Consider the following 19,959-nt stretch of genomic DNA (forward strand, 5'->3'; position numbering starts at 1 on the left):
CCAGTATGCGCTGCCGAGGGCAGTGCGCGGGAGACCCGCCGCCGACCCGGGCGCGCGGGAACGGAGAATCGGGCCGTGTTGGCAGAGGCGCGATCGGTCATGTAAGCTGAAGGCAGTTGCGGTTCCCATGGGTTTCTTGTTGCGCGCCTGTCGGTTTCGACCACAGGCGCGTTTTTGTTTCCTTGATCTTCCTGATGGGCTCGATCGCGGCTGACCCGGTCCACACGGTGTGGATCGGGAAGTCACCCAAAAGGAGACGGTCATGGCCACCGGCACTGTCAAGTGGTTCAACGCGGAAAAGGGTTTCGGCTTCATCGAGCAGGACGGCGGAGGCCCCGATGTCTTCGCCCACTACTCGAACATCGCCGCCCAGGGCTTCCGTGAACTCCAGGAAGGCCAGAAGGTCTCGTTCGACATCACGCAGGGCCAGAAGGGCCTGCAGGCGGAGAACATCGTCCCGGCCTGACGCCCGGTAGGCGGGGCGCCATCAGGACCGAGCACGGCCGTCACCCACGGTCCGGTCCAGGCGCCCCGCCTTCTCCGTTTCACCCGCCGTGCACGGGGATCCCGTGTGCGGCATCCGGCCGGCGTCGGCCGTATCGACGCGACCGGCGGCGCATCAGCCGCCCGGTCATATCCCTGGTTCGTTCTCGAGACCTCTTCGCCCGGTCATGCGGTTGACCGGTTGTGCAGCGGAGCGCCTCCTCGACGTGCCATTCCGAGGAAGGCATCTACTTGCCCCGCAACGCACGCACGCCCCGTGACCGTTCGTCCGGTCCCGCCGTTCACTCCGAGGGACGCAGGCCGTCCGCATCGGGACGACCGACGCACGGCGACTCCTCCGCCTCGCGGACTCCGGCGCGCATCACCGCGCCCGCACTGCCGCCCGTCACCGACTTCTCCGAGCTGGACCTGCCGCCCGCGATCCTCGCGGAGCTGGGCAACCAGGGCATCACCGCCCCGTTCCCCATCCAGGCGGCGACGCTCCCCAACACGCTGAGCGGCCGGGACGTCCTCGGCCGCGGGCGCACCGGCTCCGGCAAGACCCTCGCCTTCGGGCTGGCCCTGCTGGCGCGGAACGCCGGTCGGCGCGCCGAGCCGCGGCGGCCCTTGGCGCTGGTGCTGGTCCCCACGCGGGAACTGGCCCAGCAGGTCACCGACGCGCTCACCCCCTACGCCGACGCGGTCCGGCTGCGGCTGACCACGGTGGTCGGCGGCATGTCGCTGTCCCGCCAGGCGAACGCGCTCAAGCGCGGTGTCGAGGTGCTCGTCGCCACCCCCGGCCGGCTCGCCGACCTGATCGAGCGCGGCGACTGCGACCTCGGCCGGGTCGAGATCACCGTCCTGGACGAGGCCGACCAGATGGCCGACATGGGCTTCCTGCCCCAGGTCACCCGGCTGCTCGGCCAGGTGGCCCCCGGCGGCCAGCGGATGCTGTTCTCCGCCACGCTGGACCGTGACGTGGACCGGCTGGTCCGTCGGTTCCTGCAGGACCCGATCACGCACTCCGTCGACCCGTCCGCCGGGGCGGTGACGACGATGGAGCACCACCTGCTGCACGTCACCGAGGCCGCCAAGCTCGACGCGACCGCGCACATCGGCGCCCGCGACGGCCGGGTGATCATGTTCGTCGGCATGAAGCACGCCGCCGACCGGCTGGCCCGCAAGCTGCTGGCGAACGGCGTCCGCGCCGCCGCCCTGCACGGCGGCCGCACCCAGTCGCAGCGCAACCGGACGCTGGAGGCGTTCCGTTCCGGGGACGTCACCGTGCTGGTGGCCACGAACGTCGCGGCCCGCGGCATCCACGTGGACGACCTCGACCTGGTCGTCAACGTGGACCCGCCCACCGACCACAAGGACTACCTGCACCGGGGCGGCCGTACCGCCCGCGCCGGAGCCTCCGGCACCGTCGTCACGCTCGTGCTGCCCAACCAGCGCCGCGAGATGGACCGGCTGATGACCGCCGCGGGGATCTCCCCGACGACCACCCGTGTGCAGCCCGGCGACAGCGAGCTCGCCCGCATCACCGGCGCCCGCACGCCCAGCGGGGTGCCGATCACCCTGCAGGCCGCGGCGGGCAGCCGGGCGCCGTCCTCCGAGGGGCGCGGCTCGGGCGGTCGCGGGTCCTCGGGCCGTTCCGGCGGACGTCGTCGCCCTCGGCATGAGACGGCTGGGCGCACGGGGCGTTCCCCGGCGGCCGCCGCCCGCTGACGGGCCCACTCACGACCATGGCCACGGCCCGGCGACCCGAGGGGGTCGCCGGGCCGTGTTCCGTTCGGCGGGTCGGTGCGGGCGGGTCAGACCATGAGCGAGCGAACGGCCCGGGCGCGGCTCTGTCGGGCGTCGGCCAGGGTGGCGTGCACGGTGAACGCGTGGTCCAGGCCGGTGACGTGCAACAGCCTGCTCATCTGCGGCCGGGGGGCGGCCAGGGCCAGCGGGTGGCCCTGCAACCGGGCCCTGCGGTCCGCGCCGACCAGCAGGGCCAGCCCGGCGGCGTCGCAGAACGAGACCTCCGACAGGTCGATGATCACCGGGGTGCCGGCGGACCGGTGCAGGGCGACCAACAGGGCCTCGCGCAGCGCCGTGGTGGACGCGACGTCGAGCTCGCCGTGCAGCGCGATCACGAGGTGGCCGGGGACCCGGCGGCTGGTCATCGTCGCCCCGGCGGCGGGAACATGGGTGTGCATGGATCTCCGATCCGAGAATCGCGAGCTGAGGACTGCGATCGGAAGGGCCCATTTCGAGCCGCAACGAGAATCGTCCGCGCAAGGAATCCTCGATCACCTGCGACCCTAGCACGCAGGGCCCTTCCCACCGGTCCTCGGTAAAGTGAAACATTCACCCATGCGTTCCCCAAATGCCCCTATAACGACGGACACGGGTTCAAAAAGCCCGCTCCGGTGCCATGCTGGGGGCACGGGGACCCATCCGTCCGCACTGAGGAGACACCGATGCCCGTCACCCGGACCGAGGTCTGGATCGCGACGTCCGACGGCCGTGACATGATCCGCGCCGACGCGCTGGTGATCGTCCGCCTGGACGCGACCGGACGGCTGACCGCCCAACTCCGCGACGAGTCCAAGGTCAGCGTGACCCTGCTGGACGGATCCGGCACCGTGCACCCGCCGGCCGACTTCCACCGGCGGCTCATCCGCACCATCGCCGAGCTGGCCGACAGCAGCGGCGCGCAGCTCGTCCGGGCGGTGGAGGACGCCGACGGGTGGCGCTGGGCCGCCGAGCGCCTCTAGCCTCCCCTACCCCGCCGCATGGCCGGGGAATTTCGCCATCCTGAATGTTCCGTGAATGGCGCTGACGGCCGCACGACTCGAACATCCAGCATTCTCGGTCCGATAACTGCGCGGCCGTCGCGCGTTCCGGTGCGGTGTTTAGCGTCCGCGCCATGAGCTTCGGGATTGTCAGATTCTCACCGTGCGCGCTGCGGCGCGCCCTCGGCCGGACCGTCGCGGTGGCCGGCGCGGCGGCCCTCACCGCGGGGGCGCTGTCCGTCGCCGCCGCCCCGTCGGGGGCCGCCCCGGCCGACGAGACGGTCGTCCTCTCCGAGGACTTCTCCGGCGGGGCGCTGCCCACGGGCTGGCGCGCCGTGGACGGGAACTGGAAGGTCCAGGACGGCAGGCTGGTCGGAACGGCCACCGGCGGCAGCAACAAGATCACCTTCGGCCGGCACCTGGAGAACTTCCGGTTCGAGGCGACCGTGCGGTTCGAGCGGGTGAACGAGCCGACGCGCTGGGAGGCGTTCGGCCTCGACGTCCCCGCGAGCGGCGCCACCCCGTGGTGGATCGCCACCCTGCGCAGCGGCAGCACCGCCCCCAACGGCCTGGAGTTCGCCCAGCTCACCACGGCGGGCTCGTGGAACGTCACCAACACCGCCGCCGCGCCGCACGCTGCCGGCACCGGACGAGACGTCCGCGTGGCGATCGAGGTGCACGGCAACCGGGCGCGGTGGTTCTTCGACGGCCGGCAGATGGTGCGCACCACCGCCCTGACCCGTTCGGCCGACGGGGTGCAGGCGTTCGTGGTGAACGGGTCCACGGTCTCGTTCGACGACGTGAAGCTGACCTCGCTGCCGCCCAACGGGTACCTCCGCCCGGAGGGCGCGCCCGTGGGGGTGATCGCCCACCGTGGGGCGTCATCGGCGGCGCCGGAGAACACGCTGGTCTCGCAGGAGGTCGGGCGGCGGGCGGGCGCGGACTTCATCGAGAACGACGTGCAGCCCAGCAAGGACGGCGTGCCGTTCATCCTGCACGACAAGACCGTCGACCGCACGACCGAGGGTGTCGGCAACATCCGTGACCTCACCGCCGCCCAGCTCAAGGGGCTGGACGCCGGCTCGTGGTTCGCCCCGCACTATCGAGGGGCGCCGATTCCGACCCTGGCCGAGCAGCTCGCCGACCTGCGCACCCGGGGCGGCAACCTGCTGCTGGAGATCAAGGGCGCGCACACCCGGGACGAGGTCGCCCGGATCGTCGAGGTGATCCGGGCGGAGCGGATGGCCGGGCGGGTCTTCGTGCAGAGCTTCGAGGTCGACGCGCTGCGGCACACCCGCGACCTGGCACCGGAACTGCCGCTCGGCCTGCTGCGCAGCACCCTGGACGCCGACCCGGTGGCGATCGCCAAGGACCTGCACCTGACCGCCTACAACCCCAACCACACCGCGCTGCTCGCCCGCCCCGGCGTCGTCGCCGACCTGCACGAGGCCGGTGTCGCGGTGATGGCCTGGACGGTCAACTCCGCCTCCTCCTGGAAGTCCCTGGAGGCCATCGGCGTCGACTCGATCATCACCGACAAGCCCGCCGAACTCGCCGGCTGGAACGACGCCCTCACGTACGGCCTCAACGTCAAGCCCACCGTCCGGATCGCCTCCCCCGCCGACGGCTCAACGCTCGACCGCGTCCAGCGACCGGTGGCCGGCGTCATCGCCGCCGGCGCCGACGGCCTCGAGGTCACCCTGGACGGCGACCCGATCCAGCCCGGCCGCCCGCTCGACCTGACGGCCCTCCCCGCCGGGGAGCACACCCTTCGAGCCGAGGCCGGCGGCGTCTCGACCACGTCGACCTTCACGATCACGGCCACCCACGCGGGCCTCGGTCACCTCCTCCTCACCTCGGGTGCCGAGAAGGGCGCGCTCACGGTGCTGATGACCAAGCTCGTCCAGGGCGACTACGACGACATCGCCCGGCACGCCATCCGCTGGTCCGGCAGGCTCATCCCGGCGAAGGCCGCCACCGTGATCGCCACCGACGCACAAACCCTCGCCGAACGACGACCCTGATCGCCGTCGGCCACGTCTGGGCGCACCGTCCCCCTGACCACGTCCGGCGTTCGCCGCGATCGGCCACCCGGAACGGTCAGGGGGTCAGCGTCACGTAGGAGGACTGGAAGCTCGTGCTGCCCAGTGAGGCGGTGAGGAAGACGGCGGAGGGCTCGTCGACCGGAGACGAGGTCGCCTCGAAGGTCACCGAGGTCTCACCGGCGGGAATGGTCACCATCTCCGGAGGGTGGAGGATGCCCCACCCCGGATGAAGGTACACGTGGCTGTCGACGTCGGACGGGCCCGCAAGGGTGATCGTGATGGGGAACGGTGCGCCGCTCTTGGCGGTCTCCGGGACGACGACGCCGGTGATCCGGGGGTGGATCGTGACCACCAGGGAGGTGCTGACGCCGCCGACGGTGGCGATCAGCTCCACCCGGGTCGTCTTGGTGACGTCGGCGGTACGGAGCCTGAAGTGGCCCGTCGTGGCGCCACCGGAGATGTGGTCGTCGGCGTCGTCGAGTTGGACGGCGGGGTCGTCGCCCCGGACCCTGAGCTGGGCGACGAGGCCGTTCTCAGGCGCGGGGTTGCTGAGAAGAACATGGAAGTCCCGGTCGTACTGCAGCCCGTAGAGGGGAAGCGCGTCGTCGGCGATGAGGTGCACCCGCTGGGTGCCGTCGAAGGGCGGCAGGAGGATCTTGGAGGCCCTGAGGGTGCGGGTGCCCAGGGTGACCGAGATGGTGACCTTGGTGTTCTTGGTGACCGGATGCACCCGGATGTTCCAGACGTCACCGCCGTAGGCGCCTGCGGGGAAGGTGTGCGTCGGGGGCACCGTGACGGCGGGGTTGTCGGAGGCCACCTTCACGGTCAGGCCGCCGGTCGGGGCGGGCCCGGTGAAGAAGGGGTGGACGCTCACCCCGTTCGGGTCTGAGCTGGGGGGAATGTCCACGCTCTTCAGGCCGGGGTTCACGGTGATGTCACGGCCGAGGGCCCGGCCGCCCTGGGCGGCGGTGACGCGCGCCCGGTACCGGCTCCCGGAGACCAGGGCCGCCGTCACCGGTACGGCGGCGGTGGACCGACCTCGGCGCACGATCACGGAGGTGGGGACGGTCAGCGAGGGGCGGTCCGACCTCAGCGTCACCCTGACGTCGGTGTTCGGGGCGCAGCTCAGGGAGATTCTGCCGGTGACCCGATCCCCCGCGTACACCAGGGCGGGCATCGCGACGCCGGTGAGGACCGGGCGGCAGGCGCGGGGGTTGACGGTGAGCCTCGCGGTGCGGCGCAGCCTGCCGAGCGTCGCCACGACGTCGCCGCGTCGGACGGTGAAGGTCACCGACGTCCGCACGGTGACCCTCGCGGAACTCCTGTTCCGCGCCACCCGCACGCTCGCCGGAAGGGAGACGCCGGGGAACGCCTTCAGCCGTACGGTGACCGCCTTGGCGGTCCGGCAGGTCAACGTGACGGTGGCCGTCACGGATCCGCCGCCGACGACCGAGGACTTCGACAGCCCGAGGCTCTTCAGCGCGGGCCGGCAGGCGGCCGACGCCGACTGACCCGGCACCGCCACCAGGGCCGCCAGCACCAGCAGGGCGACCAGAACACATCGCTTCATTGGGGGAACCCTCACACCGGGGAAGAAGGGACCCCATTGAAGCAGATCAAGATCACGGACTCCCACCGGATATCGCTGATAGCCATCGGTGATAACGGTTGATATTGGACGTTCGTGCGGTGGGTGCCGCAGCATTTCGGGGACAGCCGTTCTGCCGAGGAGGAAGCATGGCCGAGATCTCCAGGGCCACCGTGCTGCGGGCCGCCGGCGTGTCCGTCGCCGGGCTGGCCGCACTGTCCGCGGCCGGTCCGGCGGCCGCCGCCGGGCCCCGTCGTGAGCACCCGAACGTGCGGCTGATCCGCGGCTACTACGCCGCGTACGCCGCCGGCGACCTGGCGGCGCTCCGGGAGCGGTACTTCGCGCCGGACATCGCGTGGACCATTCCGGGGCACCATCCGCTCGCCGGAACGAAGAAGGGCGTGGACGAGGTCTTGGCCTTCTTCGCGGAGCTGGCCAGGGCCGGGTTCCGGGCGGATCCGGTCTTCCTGGCCGCCGACGGTGACTGGGTGGTCGACCTGCACCGCGGTTGGAGCACCACCCCGGAGGGGCTCGATCTCATGTGGGCCCTGGCGTTCCGGATCCGCGACGGGCGCATCGTCGAGGCGGTCAACTTCCCGGGCGACCAGCACGCGGCCGACGCGTTCTTCTGGCGCACGTACGCGCTCGCCCCGCTCCCCGACCGCCTCGCCCGCCGCTGACGCCTGCCGGCGGAGACGTCGGCCTTCCACCGGTACGGCCGCTCGTCGTCGACGTGCACCAGAAGGGACGGGATCTCTCGCGGGCTAGAGCGGCTCTTCGGCTCCGGCGGCGTACGCGGCGTCGAAGGCGTCGCCCAGTGCGGCGCGGACGGTCGCGGTGATGCGGTCGACGTCTCCGCGTTCGGCCGGGGGGAGCGGGAAGCCCACGGAGGCCCTGAGGGCGGCGGCCCTGCCCAGGTGGCGGGCGGCTCGCTCGGGGCGGCCTGCGAGGGACTCCGCGCCGGAGAGACCTTCGAGGGCGAACGCGACGGCTCGGCGGTCGCCGGTGGTGAGCGCCGTCGCGAGACCCTGCTCGTGGAGGGCCCGTGACCTGTGGGGGTCGCCGCGTTGTTCGGCGATGAGGCCGAGCAGCCCCAGGATCAGGGCCTTGCCGCCGGCGACCCCCATGCGTTCGTTCCAGTCGAGCCACGGGAGCAGGTGGCGCTCGGCGGCGTCGAGGTCGCCACGGCGGCGGGCCACCAGGGCGAGCCCGGTCGAGGCGAACTGCCAGGCGGTGTCGTGGGACTGCTCCACGGCGCGGCGCAGGGCGCGTTCGTGCAGGTCGGCGGCTTGGTCGAGATCGCCTTCGAGGAGGGCGATCCGGCCGAGCCGGGACAGGCCGAAGGAGACCTGCGGCCACAGGCTCAGCTCCTCGGCGACGCGGACGCCTTCGCGGTGCAGTCGGGCCGCCTCCGCGTAGTCCCCGGCGATCTCGGCCAGCACGCCGAGCTGTTCGGTCGCCCGGAGCCTGCCCCAACGGTCGCCGAGGGCGGTGAACAGGGCGGCGCTCTCGGTCGCGTCACGTTCCAGGGCCGCCAGGTCGCCCCGGTAGATCGCCTGGGTGGCCCGGGTGCTCAGCGCCGCCGCCACCCCCCACCGGTCGTCGCGTTCGCGGAACTCGGCCAGCACCGCCTCCGCCCGGTCTCCGGCGTCGTCGAGGTCGCCGAAGCCGCTCCCCGCGTACAGCAGGAACCAGCGGGCCCTGACGTCGGCCTCGTCGTGGACCTCCTTGGCGGTGTCCGGCCGCTCCCCCGACAGCCACCCGAACGCCGCCCGGCCGACCTCGGCGCCCGCCCGTACGGAGGGCGGGACCGGGCCCGGGACCACCAAGGCGGCGTCGAACGAACGACGGGCCTCCGTCAGGCGCCCGCGCAGGTACCAGTACCAGGTCAACGCCCCGGTGAGCCGAAGCGCCGCCTCGGCGTCGCCGCGCTCGGCGCAGTGGCGCAGGGCCCGGCGCAGGTTCGGCGTCTCCACGTCGAGAACGTCCAGCCACCGGCGTTGCCCGTCGCCGTGCAGGTGGGAGGCGGCGCGTTCGGCCAGCGCCACGAAGTGGTCGGCATGGCACCGGCGGCCCTGCTCCGCCTCACCGGCCTCCTCCAGGCGTTCCAGACCGTACGCGGCGATGGATTCGAGCAGCCGGTAGCGGGGGCCGTCCTCGTTCGTCACCGTGACCAGCGAACGGCCCACGAGATGGTCGAGCGCGTCGAGCACCTCCCACGAGGCCAGGCCCGCCGATACGCAGACCGCCTCGACGGCCTCCAGGGTGCAGCCGCCGGAGAACACCGCCAGCCTACTGAGCACCCGCCGTTCGACGTCGGGGAGCGGCTCCCAGCTCCAGTCGATCGCGGCGCGCAGCGTCCGCTGTCGTGCGGGGGCGTCGCGGCGTCCCGAGGACAGCAGCCGGAACCGGTCGTCGAGTCGTTCGGCCAGTCGGTGGACGCCCAGCGTCCGGACCCGCGCCGCCGCGAGCTCCAGGGCCAGCGGTATGCCGTCCAGCCGCCGGCAGATGGTCGCGACCGCTTCGGCGTCGCCGTCCGCGAGGACGAGCTCGGGCGCGGCGGCCTCCGCGAGGGTGGTGAACAGTCGTACGGCCTCGGTCTCCGGCAGCGGCGGGACCGCGTGGACGACCTCGCCCGAGATCGCCAGCGGTTCCTGACTGGTCGCCAGGATCCGGACGTCGGGGGCGCCGGCCAGCAGCGCCCGCGCCACCTCCGCCACCGCCTCGACCAGGTGTTCGCAGTTGTCGAGAACGAGCAGCAGTCGCCGGGGGCGGAGCGCCTTGACGAGTCCCCCGTCCCGCGCGGCGTCGTCGCGGATGCCCAGCACCGCCGCCATCTGCTCGGCGACCTCGCGTTCCCCCGCCTCGGGCACCGTGGCCAGCTCCACCAGCCACACCCCGTCGGGAAGGTCGTCGGGCGGCCCGGCGGCGGCGGCCAGCGCCAGCCGTGTCTTGCCCACCCCGCCCGGCCCGGTCAGCGTCACCAGCCGTTCGGACGACAGCAGCGCACGCACCCGGGCGACGGCGGCGTCCCGTCCGACCAGCTCGGTCGACGGGGCCGGCAGGTTGCCGGGCGGCCGGTCCGCCGGGGCGGGGGCCTCTCGAAGGATCTCCAGGTGCAGGGCGGTCGACTCGGGCCCGGGATCGAGGCCCAGCTCCTCGGCGAGGCGTTCCCGCAGGTCGGTGAAGGCGTCCAGGGCCTCCGCCCGACGGCCGGCCCGGTGCAGGGCCCGCATGTGGAGGGCACGGAGCCGTTCCCGCAGCGGGTGCCGCCGCACCTGGTCGGCCAGGTCGTCGGCCAGCTCCTCGGCGAGGGGTCCGTGCTCGCCGAGCGCGAGCCGGGCCGCGGCCCGGTCCTCCACGGCGGTCAGCCGCTGCTCCTCCAGCCGGGCGATCACGGGCTGCGCGAACGCCTCGTCCGCGAAGTCGGCGAAGGCCGGGCCGCGCCACAGCGCCAGCGCGTCCGCCAGCAGGTCCGCCGTCACGCGGGGCTCGTCCGCCCGGCCGGCCCGACGCACCAGGTCGGCGAAGCGTCCGGCGTCCACGTCGTCGTCGGCCACCTGGAGCAGATAGCCGGGCGGGCGGCGCACCACCAGGCCCCGGCCGCCCGGCTCGGCCCGCTCCAGCACGCCCCGAAGCTGGGAGATCTTGGTCTGCAGGGTGTTGGCGGGATCGCCGGGGGCCCGATCGCCCCACACCTCGTCCACCAGCCGGTCGGCCGACACCGGCCGCCCGGGGTCGGTCAGCAGGACGGCCAACACCGCCCGGATCTTGGGCTCCGGCACGGTGACCGGCCGCCCGTCCGCCGTCCACACCGCCAGCGGGCCCAACACCCCGAAACGCATGGAACCACGCTAGTGCGCCGTGCGCGGACCGTGCGCCGGCCGTAGGGGCGACCGCGCAGGCTGATTCCCGTCAGCCCGCACGAGAACACGGAGCACGTCATGGCACAGCAGAAGACCACCGAGATCCGCCTCGCCGCCCGCCCCGTGGGCGAGCCCAGGCTCAGCGACTTCGAGACCGTCGTCACCGAGATCCCCGACCTCCGGGACGGTCAGATCCTGGTCCGCAACACCTGGATGTCCGTGGACCCGTACATGCGGGGCCGGATGGACGACGCCGAGTCCTACATCCCGCCGTTCCAGATCGGCGCGCCGCTGGAGGGCGGCGCGGTCGGCGAGGTCATCGCCTCCCGTTCCGACACGATCCCCGTCGGGGCCTTCGTCTCCCACTTCCTGGGCTGGCGGGAGCACGCCGTCGTGAACGCCTCGGACGCGGTCGTCATCGACACGACGGTCGCGCCCGCGCAGGCGTACCTGAGCGCGCTGGGGACCACGGGTCTGACCGCCTACGCCGCGCTCACCCGGGTCGCCCCGGTCCAGGAGGGCGACGTCGTCTTCGTCTCGGGCGCCGCCGGGGCGGTCGGCAGCGTCGCCGGGCAGCTCGCCCGGAAGCTGGGGGCCGCCAAGGTCATCGGTTCGGCGGGCGGTCCGGTCAAGGCGGAGAAGCTGGTGTCGTCGTTCGGCTTCGACGCCGCCCTCGACCACCGTCGGGGCGACATCGCCGGGCAGCTCGCCGCCGCCGCTCCCGAAGGTGTCGACGTCTATCTGGACAACGTCGGCGGCGACCACCTGGAGGCCGCCGTCGGCGCGATCCGTCACGGGGGCCGCATCGCCCTGGTCGGGGCCGTGAGCCAGTACAACGAGGCCACCCCGCCCGCCGGGCCCAACCTCTATCGGGCCGCGTACCGGGAGGTCACCCTCCGGGGCATGCTCGTCACCAGCCACCTGCACCTGTTCCCCGAGTGGATCGAACGCGCCGCGGGCTGGCTCGCCGACGGCACCCTGCACACCGAGGAGACGGTGGTCGACGGCATCGCCGAGGCCCCGGCCGCCCTGCTGGGAGTGCTGCGCGGCGCCAACACGGGCAAAATGCTCGTTCGCCTGGCGACGGATCGGTGATCGGCCGTTTCCCGGATCCGTTGATAACGGAGGGGTGATTCTGCTTGCATCGGATCATCCCCGCCCCGAACGACCAGGAGCCGTGCCATGAGCGAGCAGGAACGGGTCCCCGACAGCATTGACGCGGGCACCCCGAACGTCGCCCGCATGTACGACTTCTACCTCGGCGGCAAGGACAATTACGAGGTCGACCGGGAGATGGCGCGGCAGGTCATGCGGCACGTGCCGGACCTGCCGTTCATCGCCCGGGAGAACCGCGCGTTCCTGCGCCGGGCCGTGCGCGCGTGCGTGGACGCCGGGGTCCGGCAATTCGTGGACCTCGGCGCGGGGCTGCCCACGCAGGGCAACGTGCACGAGATCGCGCAGGGGGCCGCCCCCGGCTCCCGTGTCGTGTACGTGGACATCGACCCGGTGGTGCTGTCGCACGCGCGGGCGCTGCTCATGAACGTCGACGGTGTCACCACCATCCAGGGCGACGTGCGGCGGCCGGACGAGATCCTCGCGCATCCCGAGCTGCGGGATCTGATCGACTTCCGTGAGCCGGTCGCGGTGCTGATGGTGGCGGTGCTGCACTTCGTCCAGGACGACGACGACCCGTACGGCGTCGTCGCGAGGCTGCGGGCGGAGATGGCGCCCGGCAGCCACCTGGTGATCTCGCACATCACCGCCGACAAGCAGACCCCCACCGTCCGGGACGCGGCGCGCATCTACGACCGGGCGTCCGCCGCGGTCAGGCAGCGCTCCCAGGCGGAGGTCACCCGGTTCTTCGAGGGCATGGAGCTGATCGAGCCCGGAGTGACCACGCTGTCACTGTGGCGTCCCGACGCGGACCTCGGCCCCCCGGCCGACGCCGACCGCCAGTGGGCGCTGGCCGGTGTCGGCCGGATGCCCTGACGGAGGCCGTCAGCGGGGCTGGCGTTCGCGGCGGACGATGGCCTTCTTGCCCTTGATGGTGGTGCGGCGCAACGAGGCGATGACCTCCTCGGCGGACGCCTCCGGAACCTCGACCAGGGAGAACCGGTCGGCGATCTCGATCGCGCCGATGTCGCGACCGCGCAGGCTGGACTCCCCGGCGATCGCGCCGACCAGGTCCTGAGGACGGACGCCGGAACGGCGGCCCAGCCCCAGGAACACCCGGGTCATCCCCTCGGGGGCGGGCCCGGGACGACCCCGTTCGCCGCGCTCCGGACGGCCCTTGCCCGGCTCCCGCTGCGGGCGTCGGACGACCTCCGGGATCTCCTGCTCGTCGGCCTGGGCGCCGCCGCCGGCCTCGTAGGCGAGCTTGACGGCGGCGAGGGCGACCTCCATGACGTCGAACTCGTCCGCCAGCGTCTCGACCACGACCCGGTACGAGTCCAGGTCATCGGTGAGCAGGCTCTCCCGCAGCGCCGCCCGGGTCAGCTCCAGCCGGCGGGCGCGCAGGTCGGCGACGGTGGGGATCTTCTCGACGACGATCCGCTGCTTGGTGACGCGTTCGATGGCCTTGAGCATCCGGTGCTCGCGGGGCTCGGCCAGGGTGAGCGCGACACCCTCGCGACCCGCCCGACCGACCCGGCCGATGCGGTGCACGTACGACTCGGGGGCGGAGGGGACGTGGTAGTTGACGACGTGGGTGAGGTGATCGATGTCGATGCCCCGGGCGGCCACGTCGGTGGCGATCAGCAGTTCGGCGGTCCCGGAGCGCAGCCGGCCCATGACGCGGTCGCGCTGGTCCTGACTCATGCCGCCGTGCAGGGCCTCGGCCCGGTAGCCGCGCCCGTTCAGCATCTCGGTCAGCTCGTCCACCTGGTCGCGGGTGCGGCAGAAGACGATCGCGGCGGCGGGCGCCTCGACGTCGAGCAGCCGGCCGAGGGCGGCGGCCTTGTGGGAGCGATCGACGATGTAGGCGCGCTGGCGCACCAGCGGCTGCTCGCCGGGCTCGGTCTCCGGGCGGCCCATCTCGATGCGGACGGGGCCGCGCAGGTGGCGACGGGCGATGCCGTCGATGCGCGGGGGCACGGTCGCCGAGAACAGCACGGTCTGCCGTTCCTCGGGGGTCTCCTGGAGGATCGCCTCGATGTCCTCGGCGAACCCCATGTCGAGCATCTCGTCGGCCTCGTCGAGGACGACGGTCTTCAGCTCGTCGAGGCGGAGCGCACCACGGCCGATGAGGTCGAGGGCGCGGCCCGGGGTGGCCACGACGACGTCCACGCCGCGCTTGAGCGACTGGAGCTGGCGGCCGATCGGGGCGCCGCCGTACACCGGCAGGACGCGGGCGCCCATCTCGCGGCCGTAGCGGTGGAACGCCTCGGAGACCTGGATGGCCAGTTCGCGCGTGGGCACCAGGACCAGCGCGGCGGGCGCCTCGCCCACGCCGGGCGCGGTGACGCGCTGCAGGACGGGCAGCGCGAACGCCGCCGTCTTGCCGGTGCCGGTGGCGGCCTGACCGAGCAGGTCGTGGCCGTCCAGCAGCGGCGGGATGGCCTCGCGCTGGATCGGGGTGGGCTCCTCGTAGCCGAGGCCCGTCAACGCCTGCAGCAACTCCGGCCGCAGCTCAAGGTCGGCGAAGCCCGTGGCGTCGCCGGATTCGCCCATCGTCACGTGGTGACCTCATTCTCGAACGTCCGGACAGGGGCCGGGAAAAGCACGAGGCAGGCCCGCGTGCGGGCCTGCCTCGCGAAGTCGGTTCTCAGAGCGCGCGTACCTCGTCGGCCTGCAGACCCTTGGGACCCTGAACGGCGTCGTACTCGACGCGCTGCTCTTCGGCGAGAGTGCGGAAGCCGTCCATCCGGATCGCGGAATGGTGGACGAAGATGTCCGCGGAGCCGTCATCCGGCGAGATGAAGCCGAAGCCCTTGTCCGGATTGAACCACTTGACGGTTCCCTGAGCCATGTGTCTGTCTCCTTTGATGGATGAGTGATCGGCCGACGGTCGCACACCATCAAAGGAACACCTTCAAACGGCGAAACGCCCGCTGTCAAACTCTGCGGCACGGACACCCCCATGGAGGTGGAGGCCCGATGGCGTTCGCAAACTTCGACTACAACCACACGTTACAGCGTCCGACCGCCCGCACGTATTCCTGGTGGCCTCAAAGCCCCGCCGTAGCGGCGTAGGCGTTCAGTTCGGCCAGGAGAGCGTCGCGGATCGTGCGCGGTAGCCAGGCTACCTCGAAGGCGTTGTGCTCCAGCCGGACCAGTTCCGCGGCGGTCAGCCCGAGCGCCTCGTGCACGGCCTCCAGGTTCTCGCCGACGTACGCCTGGAAATAGGAGGGGTCGTCGGAGTTGATCGTGACGCGCAGCCCGAGGTCGAGCATCCGGCGGATGGCGTCGGTCTTGCGGTCGCCGGTCACGTACCCGTTGGAGATCGGGCACACGGTGAGACCGAGCCCGCGCCGCGCGATCTCGGCGACCAGCGCGGGGTCCTCCAGGGCGTTCACACCGTGGTCGATCCGGTCCACGCCGATCACCTCCAGGCATTGCCGGATGTGCTCCGTGGAGTTCTCCTGGTCGACGTCGCAGTGCATGGTGAGGAGGTATCCCTCGCGGCGGGCGCGGGCGAACACCTCGGCGAACTTCTCCGGCGGGTTGCCGCGCTCGTCGGAGTCCAGCCCGACGCCGACGATCCACTCCCGGTACGGCAGCGACTCCAGCAGCGTCGCCATCGCGTACTCGGCCTGGAAGTCGCGCAGAAAACACATGATGAGCTGGGCCCGCACGCCCCACGTCCGCTCGGCGTCGAGCAGCGCCCGACGCAGCCCCCGGATCACCACGTCGAACGGCACGCCCCGCGAGGTGTGCGCCTGCGGGTCGAAGAAGATCTCGGCGTACCGCACGTTCTGCGCCGACGCCCTGCGCAGGTACGCGGTCGCCAGGTCGTAGAAGTCGGGCTCCGTCAGCAGCACCCGCATGCCGTCGTAGTAGCCGACGAGGAACGACGCGAGGCTGTCGAACTCGTACGCGGCGCGGACCTCCTCGACCGTCGAGTGCGGCAGCGGCACGCCGTTGCGCTCGGCCAGGGCGAGTTTGAGCTCCGGCTCCAACGTGCCCTCGATGTGCAGGTGCAGCTCGCATTTCGGCAGCCCCGCGATGAACGACCTCACATGCGCCTCCGTCGTCTTCGTCGTCTCCTCACTCGTTCTTCCCTGGTACGCGCACATTGGTCATGGTGACGGCACGGTTCCGGCTCGTACGGTGAGCCCGACCGACACGTCTTGGAGGAGCCCGCATGCCCGGTCCGCTGAAGCCCGACGACCCGCAGACCCTCGGCGGCTATGAGCTGCTGGGCCGGCTGGGCGCGGGCGGGATGGGCGTGGTCTACCTCGGCCGCGACCGGGACGGGACGCAGGCGGCCGTCAAGGTCATCAACGGCGACCTGCTGCGCGGGGCCGACCAGGGGCATGTGGCCCGGTTCCGCCGCGAGATCGCCGCCCTGGGCCGGCTGGGCCGCCGCTGCACCGCCCTGCTGCTGGACGCCGACCCCGACGCCGACCCCCCCTACCTGGTCACCGAGTACGTCCACGGGCCCACGCTCGGCGCGGAGATCGACCGGCACGGGCCGCTGGCGGACGGGCCGCTGGAGTCGCTCGCGGTGGCCGTGCTCGCCGCGCTGGACCACATCCACCGGGCGGGGGTGACGCACCGCGACCTCAAGCCGGGCAACATCGTCCTGGGTCCCTACGGGCCGCGCGTCATCGACTTCGGCCTGGCCCTGCTGACGGAGATGAACACGCAGGTCACCGCCACCGGGATGGTCATCGGCACGCCGGCGTACATGGCCCCGGAGCAGATCACCGGCCGGCCGGTGGACGCGCCCGCCGACGTGTTCTCCTGGGCGGGCACGATCGTTTACGCGGCGTCCGGCCGGCCCCCGTTCGGCGGCGACCTGCGCGGCATGGGCGACCGCATCGCGCACGGCACCCCGCAGCTCGACGGGCTGGGCGGACGTCTCCTGGAGGTCGTCACCCGGGCTCTCGCCAAGGACCCCGCCGAACGCCCCACCGCCGCCGAGGCCCTGGACGCCCTGCGCGGTCTCAGCATGACCCGGACGGTGCTCGACAGCGCGGCGCTGTCCGACGTCGAGGCCCCCGCGACCATGGTCGAGGCGGATCCGCAGGAGCCTCAGGAGCCTCAGGAGCCGGACGCCTGGGCCGCCCTCGCCGCGCAGAGCCTCGCCGAGGGCCGCGTCCGGCTCGCCGTCGAGCAGGCCGAGCAGGGTCTGAGGATCAAGCCGTCGCACGCCCGTTGCCTGTTCCACCGGGGCGTCGCGCGGAGCCGGCTCGGTGAGAACGGCCTGGCGGACGTGCGGCTGGCCCACGAGAGCGACCCGTCCGACTCCGAGATCGCGTTGGGCTATGCGCGGGAGCTGGCCCGCAGCCCGCTGCGCTCGGACAACGACAAGGCGTGGGAGATGGCCCCCCGCGACCCGCAGGTCCGCGCCGCCCGCGCCCTGTCGCTGCTCGGCGACGGTGACGCCGCTCTGGACGAGGCGTACGGGCTGGCCCCCGAGGAGCCGGCGGTCCGCAAGGCGTACGCCCGCAGGCTCATGCGGGAGGGGCGCGACCTGGCCCTGGCCTACGAGCTGACACCCGACGACTCGGTCGTCCGTGTCGCGTACGCGCGCGAACTCGTGCGAGACGACGGCGACCTCGCCCTGGCGTACGAGCTGGCACCCGGCGAGCGCGCCGTCCGCGACGCGTACGCGAGCAGCCTGGCCTCGGACGACGCGACGGTGATCGAGGCGTTCGCCGTGGCCCCCGGCGCGAGCGAGATCCGCAGCCGGTACGAGTCGTACTCGCGGAAGGTCGCGGGTGTCGTCCTCGACGAACCGGACCGGCTGCGCGTCGTCGCCGAGTTCGCCCGGGTCTTCCCCGGGCGTTCGGCGGGCCGCGCGCCCCTGGACCCGACGGCGGCGGTGTCCGCGTTCGACGCCCTCGAAGCCGTCTGGCGCGAGCTGCCCGAACGGACCCGCGCCAGACTCAGGGACCGCGCCTTCCAGACCCTTCAGCGCAAGATCGTCGACAACGCCGACGCCGGATACCCGCCCGCCGACAGTCGCGCCGTCGTCGCGCTCATCGATCGGATGGAGGCCCTGAACATGGGCTTCGACGATCTGCGCAAGGAGGTCTACACGAGGCGCGAGGGCCCGCTGTTCCTCGTCCTGGGGATCTTGGGCGCGGTGGCCGGCGCCGCCGCCTATCCGTTGCTGGCGTTCTTCAGCGATCTCGGGTTCGTCAAGGGTCTGGTCGTGATCCCGGCGGCGCTCGTCGTCATCGTCGTCTGTCTGCTGGCGAACGGTGTCCGCGCGTCCCTCCGCCGGACCGTTCGCCGCCGCCGCACCGAGCAGGCGGCGGCGGTGAACGAGGGGCCGCGCTAGTCGGCGGCGATGCCGGCGGCGGGCCCGCCGACCTTCGTCCAGGTCATCCCGGCCCCCGACCACAGGTAGACGCCGCTCCGGTCCGGGCTGAGGCCGTACAGGTCGTCGCCGGACACCGTGAACCGGGCACCGGGACCGCCGACCTCGGACCAGTGGTCGGGCGTGCCGTTGAACTTGTAGAGGTCGCCGCTGCTCGGGTTCGTGGCGAACAGGCCGACGCCGCCGCCGTACAGGGTCCCGGCGGGGCCGCCGATCCTGGTCCAGGCGGTCCCGGACCCGGTCCACCGGAAGACGGCGCTCTTGTCCGGGCTCAGGCCGTACAGGTGGTCGCCGGTGACCGCGAAACCGGCTCCGGGGCCGCCGACCTTGGTCCAATTATCGGGCGTGCCGTTGTATTTGGAGATGTCGCCGGTGCTCGGGTTGGTGGCGAACAGGCCCGCCCCGCCTGCGTAGAGGGTCGCCGCGGGGCCTCCGATCCTGGTCCAGGCGGTCCCCGACCCGGTCCACTGGTAGACGGCGCTCTTGTCCGGGCCGAGCCCGTAGAGCCGTCCGCCGGCGTAGACGAACTGCGCTCCGGGACCGCCGACCTTGGTCCAGTCGTCGGGCGTGCCGTTGTACTTGTAGAGGTCGCCGCTGCTCGGGTTGGTCGCGAACAGGGCTCCGTCGCCTCCGATCAGCGCGCCGGCCGGGCCGCCGACCCTGATCCATGACGACCCGCCGGTCCGCTGGTAGACGCCGCTCTTGTCCGGGCTCAGCGCGTACAGGCGGTGCGGGGTGTACGGCCGGGCGTGCCAGTACAGCGGGGCGAGATCGACTCCGCCGACGCCCCAGCCCGCGCCGCTCAGCCAGAGGCGTCCGTCGTGGTCCTGCGGGACCTCGGCGGCGTGCGACGGCAGGCTGCCGACCTGGTCGGCGACCTGGAAGCGGAACGGGTCGGAGCCCGCGAACACGTCGGTGCCGACATAGTTCTCGACGGAGGAGCCCCCCAGGAACAGATGCCAGGTGCCGTCGCGCTGCAGGACGTAGGGGGATTCGGTCCAGTCGCCGACGGGCGCGGTGTACGCGATCTGTCGGGCGGACCAGGTGATGAGGTCGGAGCTGGTCCGGTAACCCACCACGCTGCGGCCGCCGGCAGCGGTCGCCGTGGCGGTGTAGTACATGACCCATTGCGAGCCCACGCGGGTGACCATCGGGTCGCGGGCCTCGTACCCGTCGCGGAACAGCGGCCCGGCCGGCCGGCGCTTCCAGTGGAACAGGTCCGTCGAGGTCGCCACGTTGATCTGGCTCCTGGACGGATCTCCGAGCGTCTGGCCGCCGGCGTAGAACATGTAATAGGTGGAGCCGTCACGGACGACGTGCGGAGCCCAGAGGTGGGACTCCCCATAGGCGGGGTCGACCGTCAGCGCCGGGGGCTGTTTCGTCCACGGCCCGCGCAGGCTGGGCGCGGTCGCGTGCGCGAACTCGTCCTCGTCCTCGGGGTCGGCCGGTTCGGGGTGGGTGATGCCGAACAGGTGCCAGGTGCCCGCGCCGTCGCGGACGAAGGTGTGGTCGTTGATGTACCAGGGCCGGGACTCACCGACGCTCGGGTCATAGATCCGTACGAAGTCTCCGCTGGTCACGGACTCGGCGGGGGCGGCGAGCGCGGGGACCGCCGTGACGAAGGGCGCGGTCAGGACGGCCATGGCGGCAAAGGCCCGAAGGCCCGGGGCGAACGGCATGCGGACTCCTGTGCTGAACGGCCGAC

The 19,959-nt window shown here is 72.5% G+C and carries 15 protein-coding genes; 8 read left to right on the top strand and 7 right to left on the bottom strand.

Annotated features, from left to right (window positions below; translation table 11 throughout):
- The first annotated feature begins 262 nt into the window (after window positions 1–262).
- Both DFJ69_RS10590 and DFJ69_RS10595 read left to right on the top strand, forming a co-directional pair.
- Window positions 263–466 (top strand): cold-shock protein, encoded by a 204-nt coding sequence (locus tag DFJ69_RS10590; protein ID WP_116022316.1) that lies wholly within the window; start codon window positions 263–265, stop codon window positions 464–466.
- Between the two features lie 263 nt (window positions 467–729).
- Window positions 730–2,211 carry a DEAD/DEAH box helicase gene (locus tag DFJ69_RS10595; RefSeq protein WP_211328957.1) on the top strand — a complete coding sequence of 494 codons (1,482 nt, stop codon included), beginning with the start codon at window positions 730–732 and terminating at the stop codon, window positions 2,209–2,211.
- A gap of 86 nt (window positions 2,212–2,297) precedes the next feature.
- Here the strand turns inward: DFJ69_RS10595 and DFJ69_RS10600 are convergent, their stop codons facing one another.
- Complete coding sequence (locus DFJ69_RS10600; protein ID WP_116022318.1) at window positions 2,298–2,687, bottom strand: STAS domain-containing protein; 390 nt, start codon at window positions 2,685–2,687, stop codon at window positions 2,298–2,300.
- A gap of 264 nt (window positions 2,688–2,951) precedes the next feature.
- Here DFJ69_RS10600 and DFJ69_RS10605 point away from each other — a divergent pair, with 264 nt between their 5' ends.
- Complete coding sequence (locus tag DFJ69_RS10605) at window positions 2,952–3,248, top strand: hypothetical protein (RefSeq protein WP_116022319.1); 297 nt, start codon at window positions 2,952–2,954, stop codon at window positions 3,246–3,248.
- A gap of 152 nt (window positions 3,249–3,400) precedes the next feature.
- Entirely contained in the window at window positions 3,401–5,290 is a 1,890-nt protein-coding gene (locus DFJ69_RS10610; RefSeq protein WP_116022320.1) for a glycerophosphodiester phosphodiesterase, read from the top strand.
- 76 nt (window positions 5,291–5,366) lie between these two features.
- Here the strand turns inward: DFJ69_RS10610 and DFJ69_RS10615 are convergent, their stop codons facing one another.
- Window positions 5,367–6,881 carry a hypothetical protein gene (locus DFJ69_RS10615; RefSeq protein ID WP_116022321.1) on the bottom strand — a complete coding sequence of 505 codons (1,515 nt, stop codon included), beginning with the start codon at window positions 6,879–6,881 and terminating at the stop codon, window positions 5,367–5,369.
- Window positions 6,882–7,048: 167 nt separating this feature from the next.
- Between DFJ69_RS10615 and DFJ69_RS10620 the strand changes: the two genes are divergently transcribed.
- Entirely contained in the window at window positions 7,049–7,579 is a 531-nt protein-coding gene (locus DFJ69_RS10620; RefSeq protein ID WP_116022322.1) for a nuclear transport factor 2 family protein, read from the top strand.
- 84 nt (window positions 7,580–7,663) lie between these two features.
- Here the strand turns inward: DFJ69_RS10620 and DFJ69_RS10625 are convergent, their stop codons facing one another.
- On the bottom strand, window positions 7,664–10,744 hold the full coding sequence (locus DFJ69_RS10625) for an AfsR/SARP family transcriptional regulator (RefSeq protein ID WP_116022323.1): 3,081 nt from the start codon (window positions 10,742–10,744) through the stop codon (window positions 7,664–7,666).
- A gap of 99 nt (window positions 10,745–10,843) precedes the next feature.
- Between DFJ69_RS10625 and DFJ69_RS10630 the strand changes: the two genes are divergently transcribed.
- Window positions 10,844–11,860, top strand: a complete 1,017-nt coding sequence (locus DFJ69_RS10630; RefSeq protein ID WP_116022324.1) for an NADP-dependent oxidoreductase — start codon at window positions 10,844–10,846, stop codon at window positions 11,858–11,860.
- Between the two features lie 87 nt (window positions 11,861–11,947).
- On the top strand, window positions 11,948–12,754 hold the full coding sequence (locus tag DFJ69_RS10635; RefSeq protein WP_116022325.1) for an SAM-dependent methyltransferase: 807 nt from the start codon (window positions 11,948–11,950) through the stop codon (window positions 12,752–12,754).
- Between the two features lie 9 nt (window positions 12,755–12,763).
- Here DFJ69_RS10635 and DFJ69_RS10640 read toward each other — a convergent pair whose 3' ends face one another.
- The 3 genes from DFJ69_RS10640 to add all read right to left on the bottom strand — a co-directional run bounded on the left by DFJ69_RS10640 (window position 12,764) and on the right by add (window position 15,942).
- A complete protein-coding gene (locus DFJ69_RS10640) occupies window positions 12,764–14,434 on the bottom strand; it encodes a DEAD/DEAH box helicase (RefSeq protein WP_116022326.1) in 1,671 nt (556 codons plus the stop codon).
- A gap of 94 nt (window positions 14,435–14,528) precedes the next feature.
- Window positions 14,529–14,732 (bottom strand): cold-shock protein, encoded by a 204-nt coding sequence (locus tag DFJ69_RS10645; protein ID WP_116022327.1) that lies wholly within the window; start codon window positions 14,730–14,732, stop codon window positions 14,529–14,531.
- A gap of 199 nt (window positions 14,733–14,931) precedes the next feature.
- A complete protein-coding gene (gene add, locus DFJ69_RS10650; protein WP_116022328.1) occupies window positions 14,932–15,942 on the bottom strand; it encodes an adenosine deaminase in 1,011 nt (336 codons plus the stop codon).
- Between the two features lie 125 nt (window positions 15,943–16,067).
- On the opposite strand from add, the gene DFJ69_RS10655 reads away from it, so the two are divergent.
- Window positions 16,068–18,215 carry a protein kinase domain-containing protein gene (locus DFJ69_RS10655; protein WP_116022329.1) on the top strand — a complete coding sequence of 716 codons (2,148 nt, stop codon included), beginning with the start codon at window positions 16,068–16,070 and terminating at the stop codon, window positions 18,213–18,215.
- On the opposite strand, the gene DFJ69_RS34865 is transcribed toward DFJ69_RS10655, so the two are convergent.
- Window positions 18,212–19,933: a hypothetical protein gene (locus DFJ69_RS34865; RefSeq protein ID WP_211328578.1), complete on the bottom strand. Its 1,722-nt coding sequence runs from the start codon at window positions 19,931–19,933 to the stop codon at window positions 18,212–18,214. The two genes, DFJ69_RS10655 and DFJ69_RS34865, sit on opposite strands and share 4 nt — an antisense overlap.
- Window positions 19,934–19,959: the final 26 nt, after the last annotated feature.

Origin of the sequence: Thermomonospora umbrina (assembly GCF_003386555.1) — a bacterium.
GTDB classification, from domain to species: Bacteria; Actinomycetota; Actinomycetes; order Streptosporangiales; family Streptosporangiaceae; genus Thermomonospora; species Thermomonospora umbrina.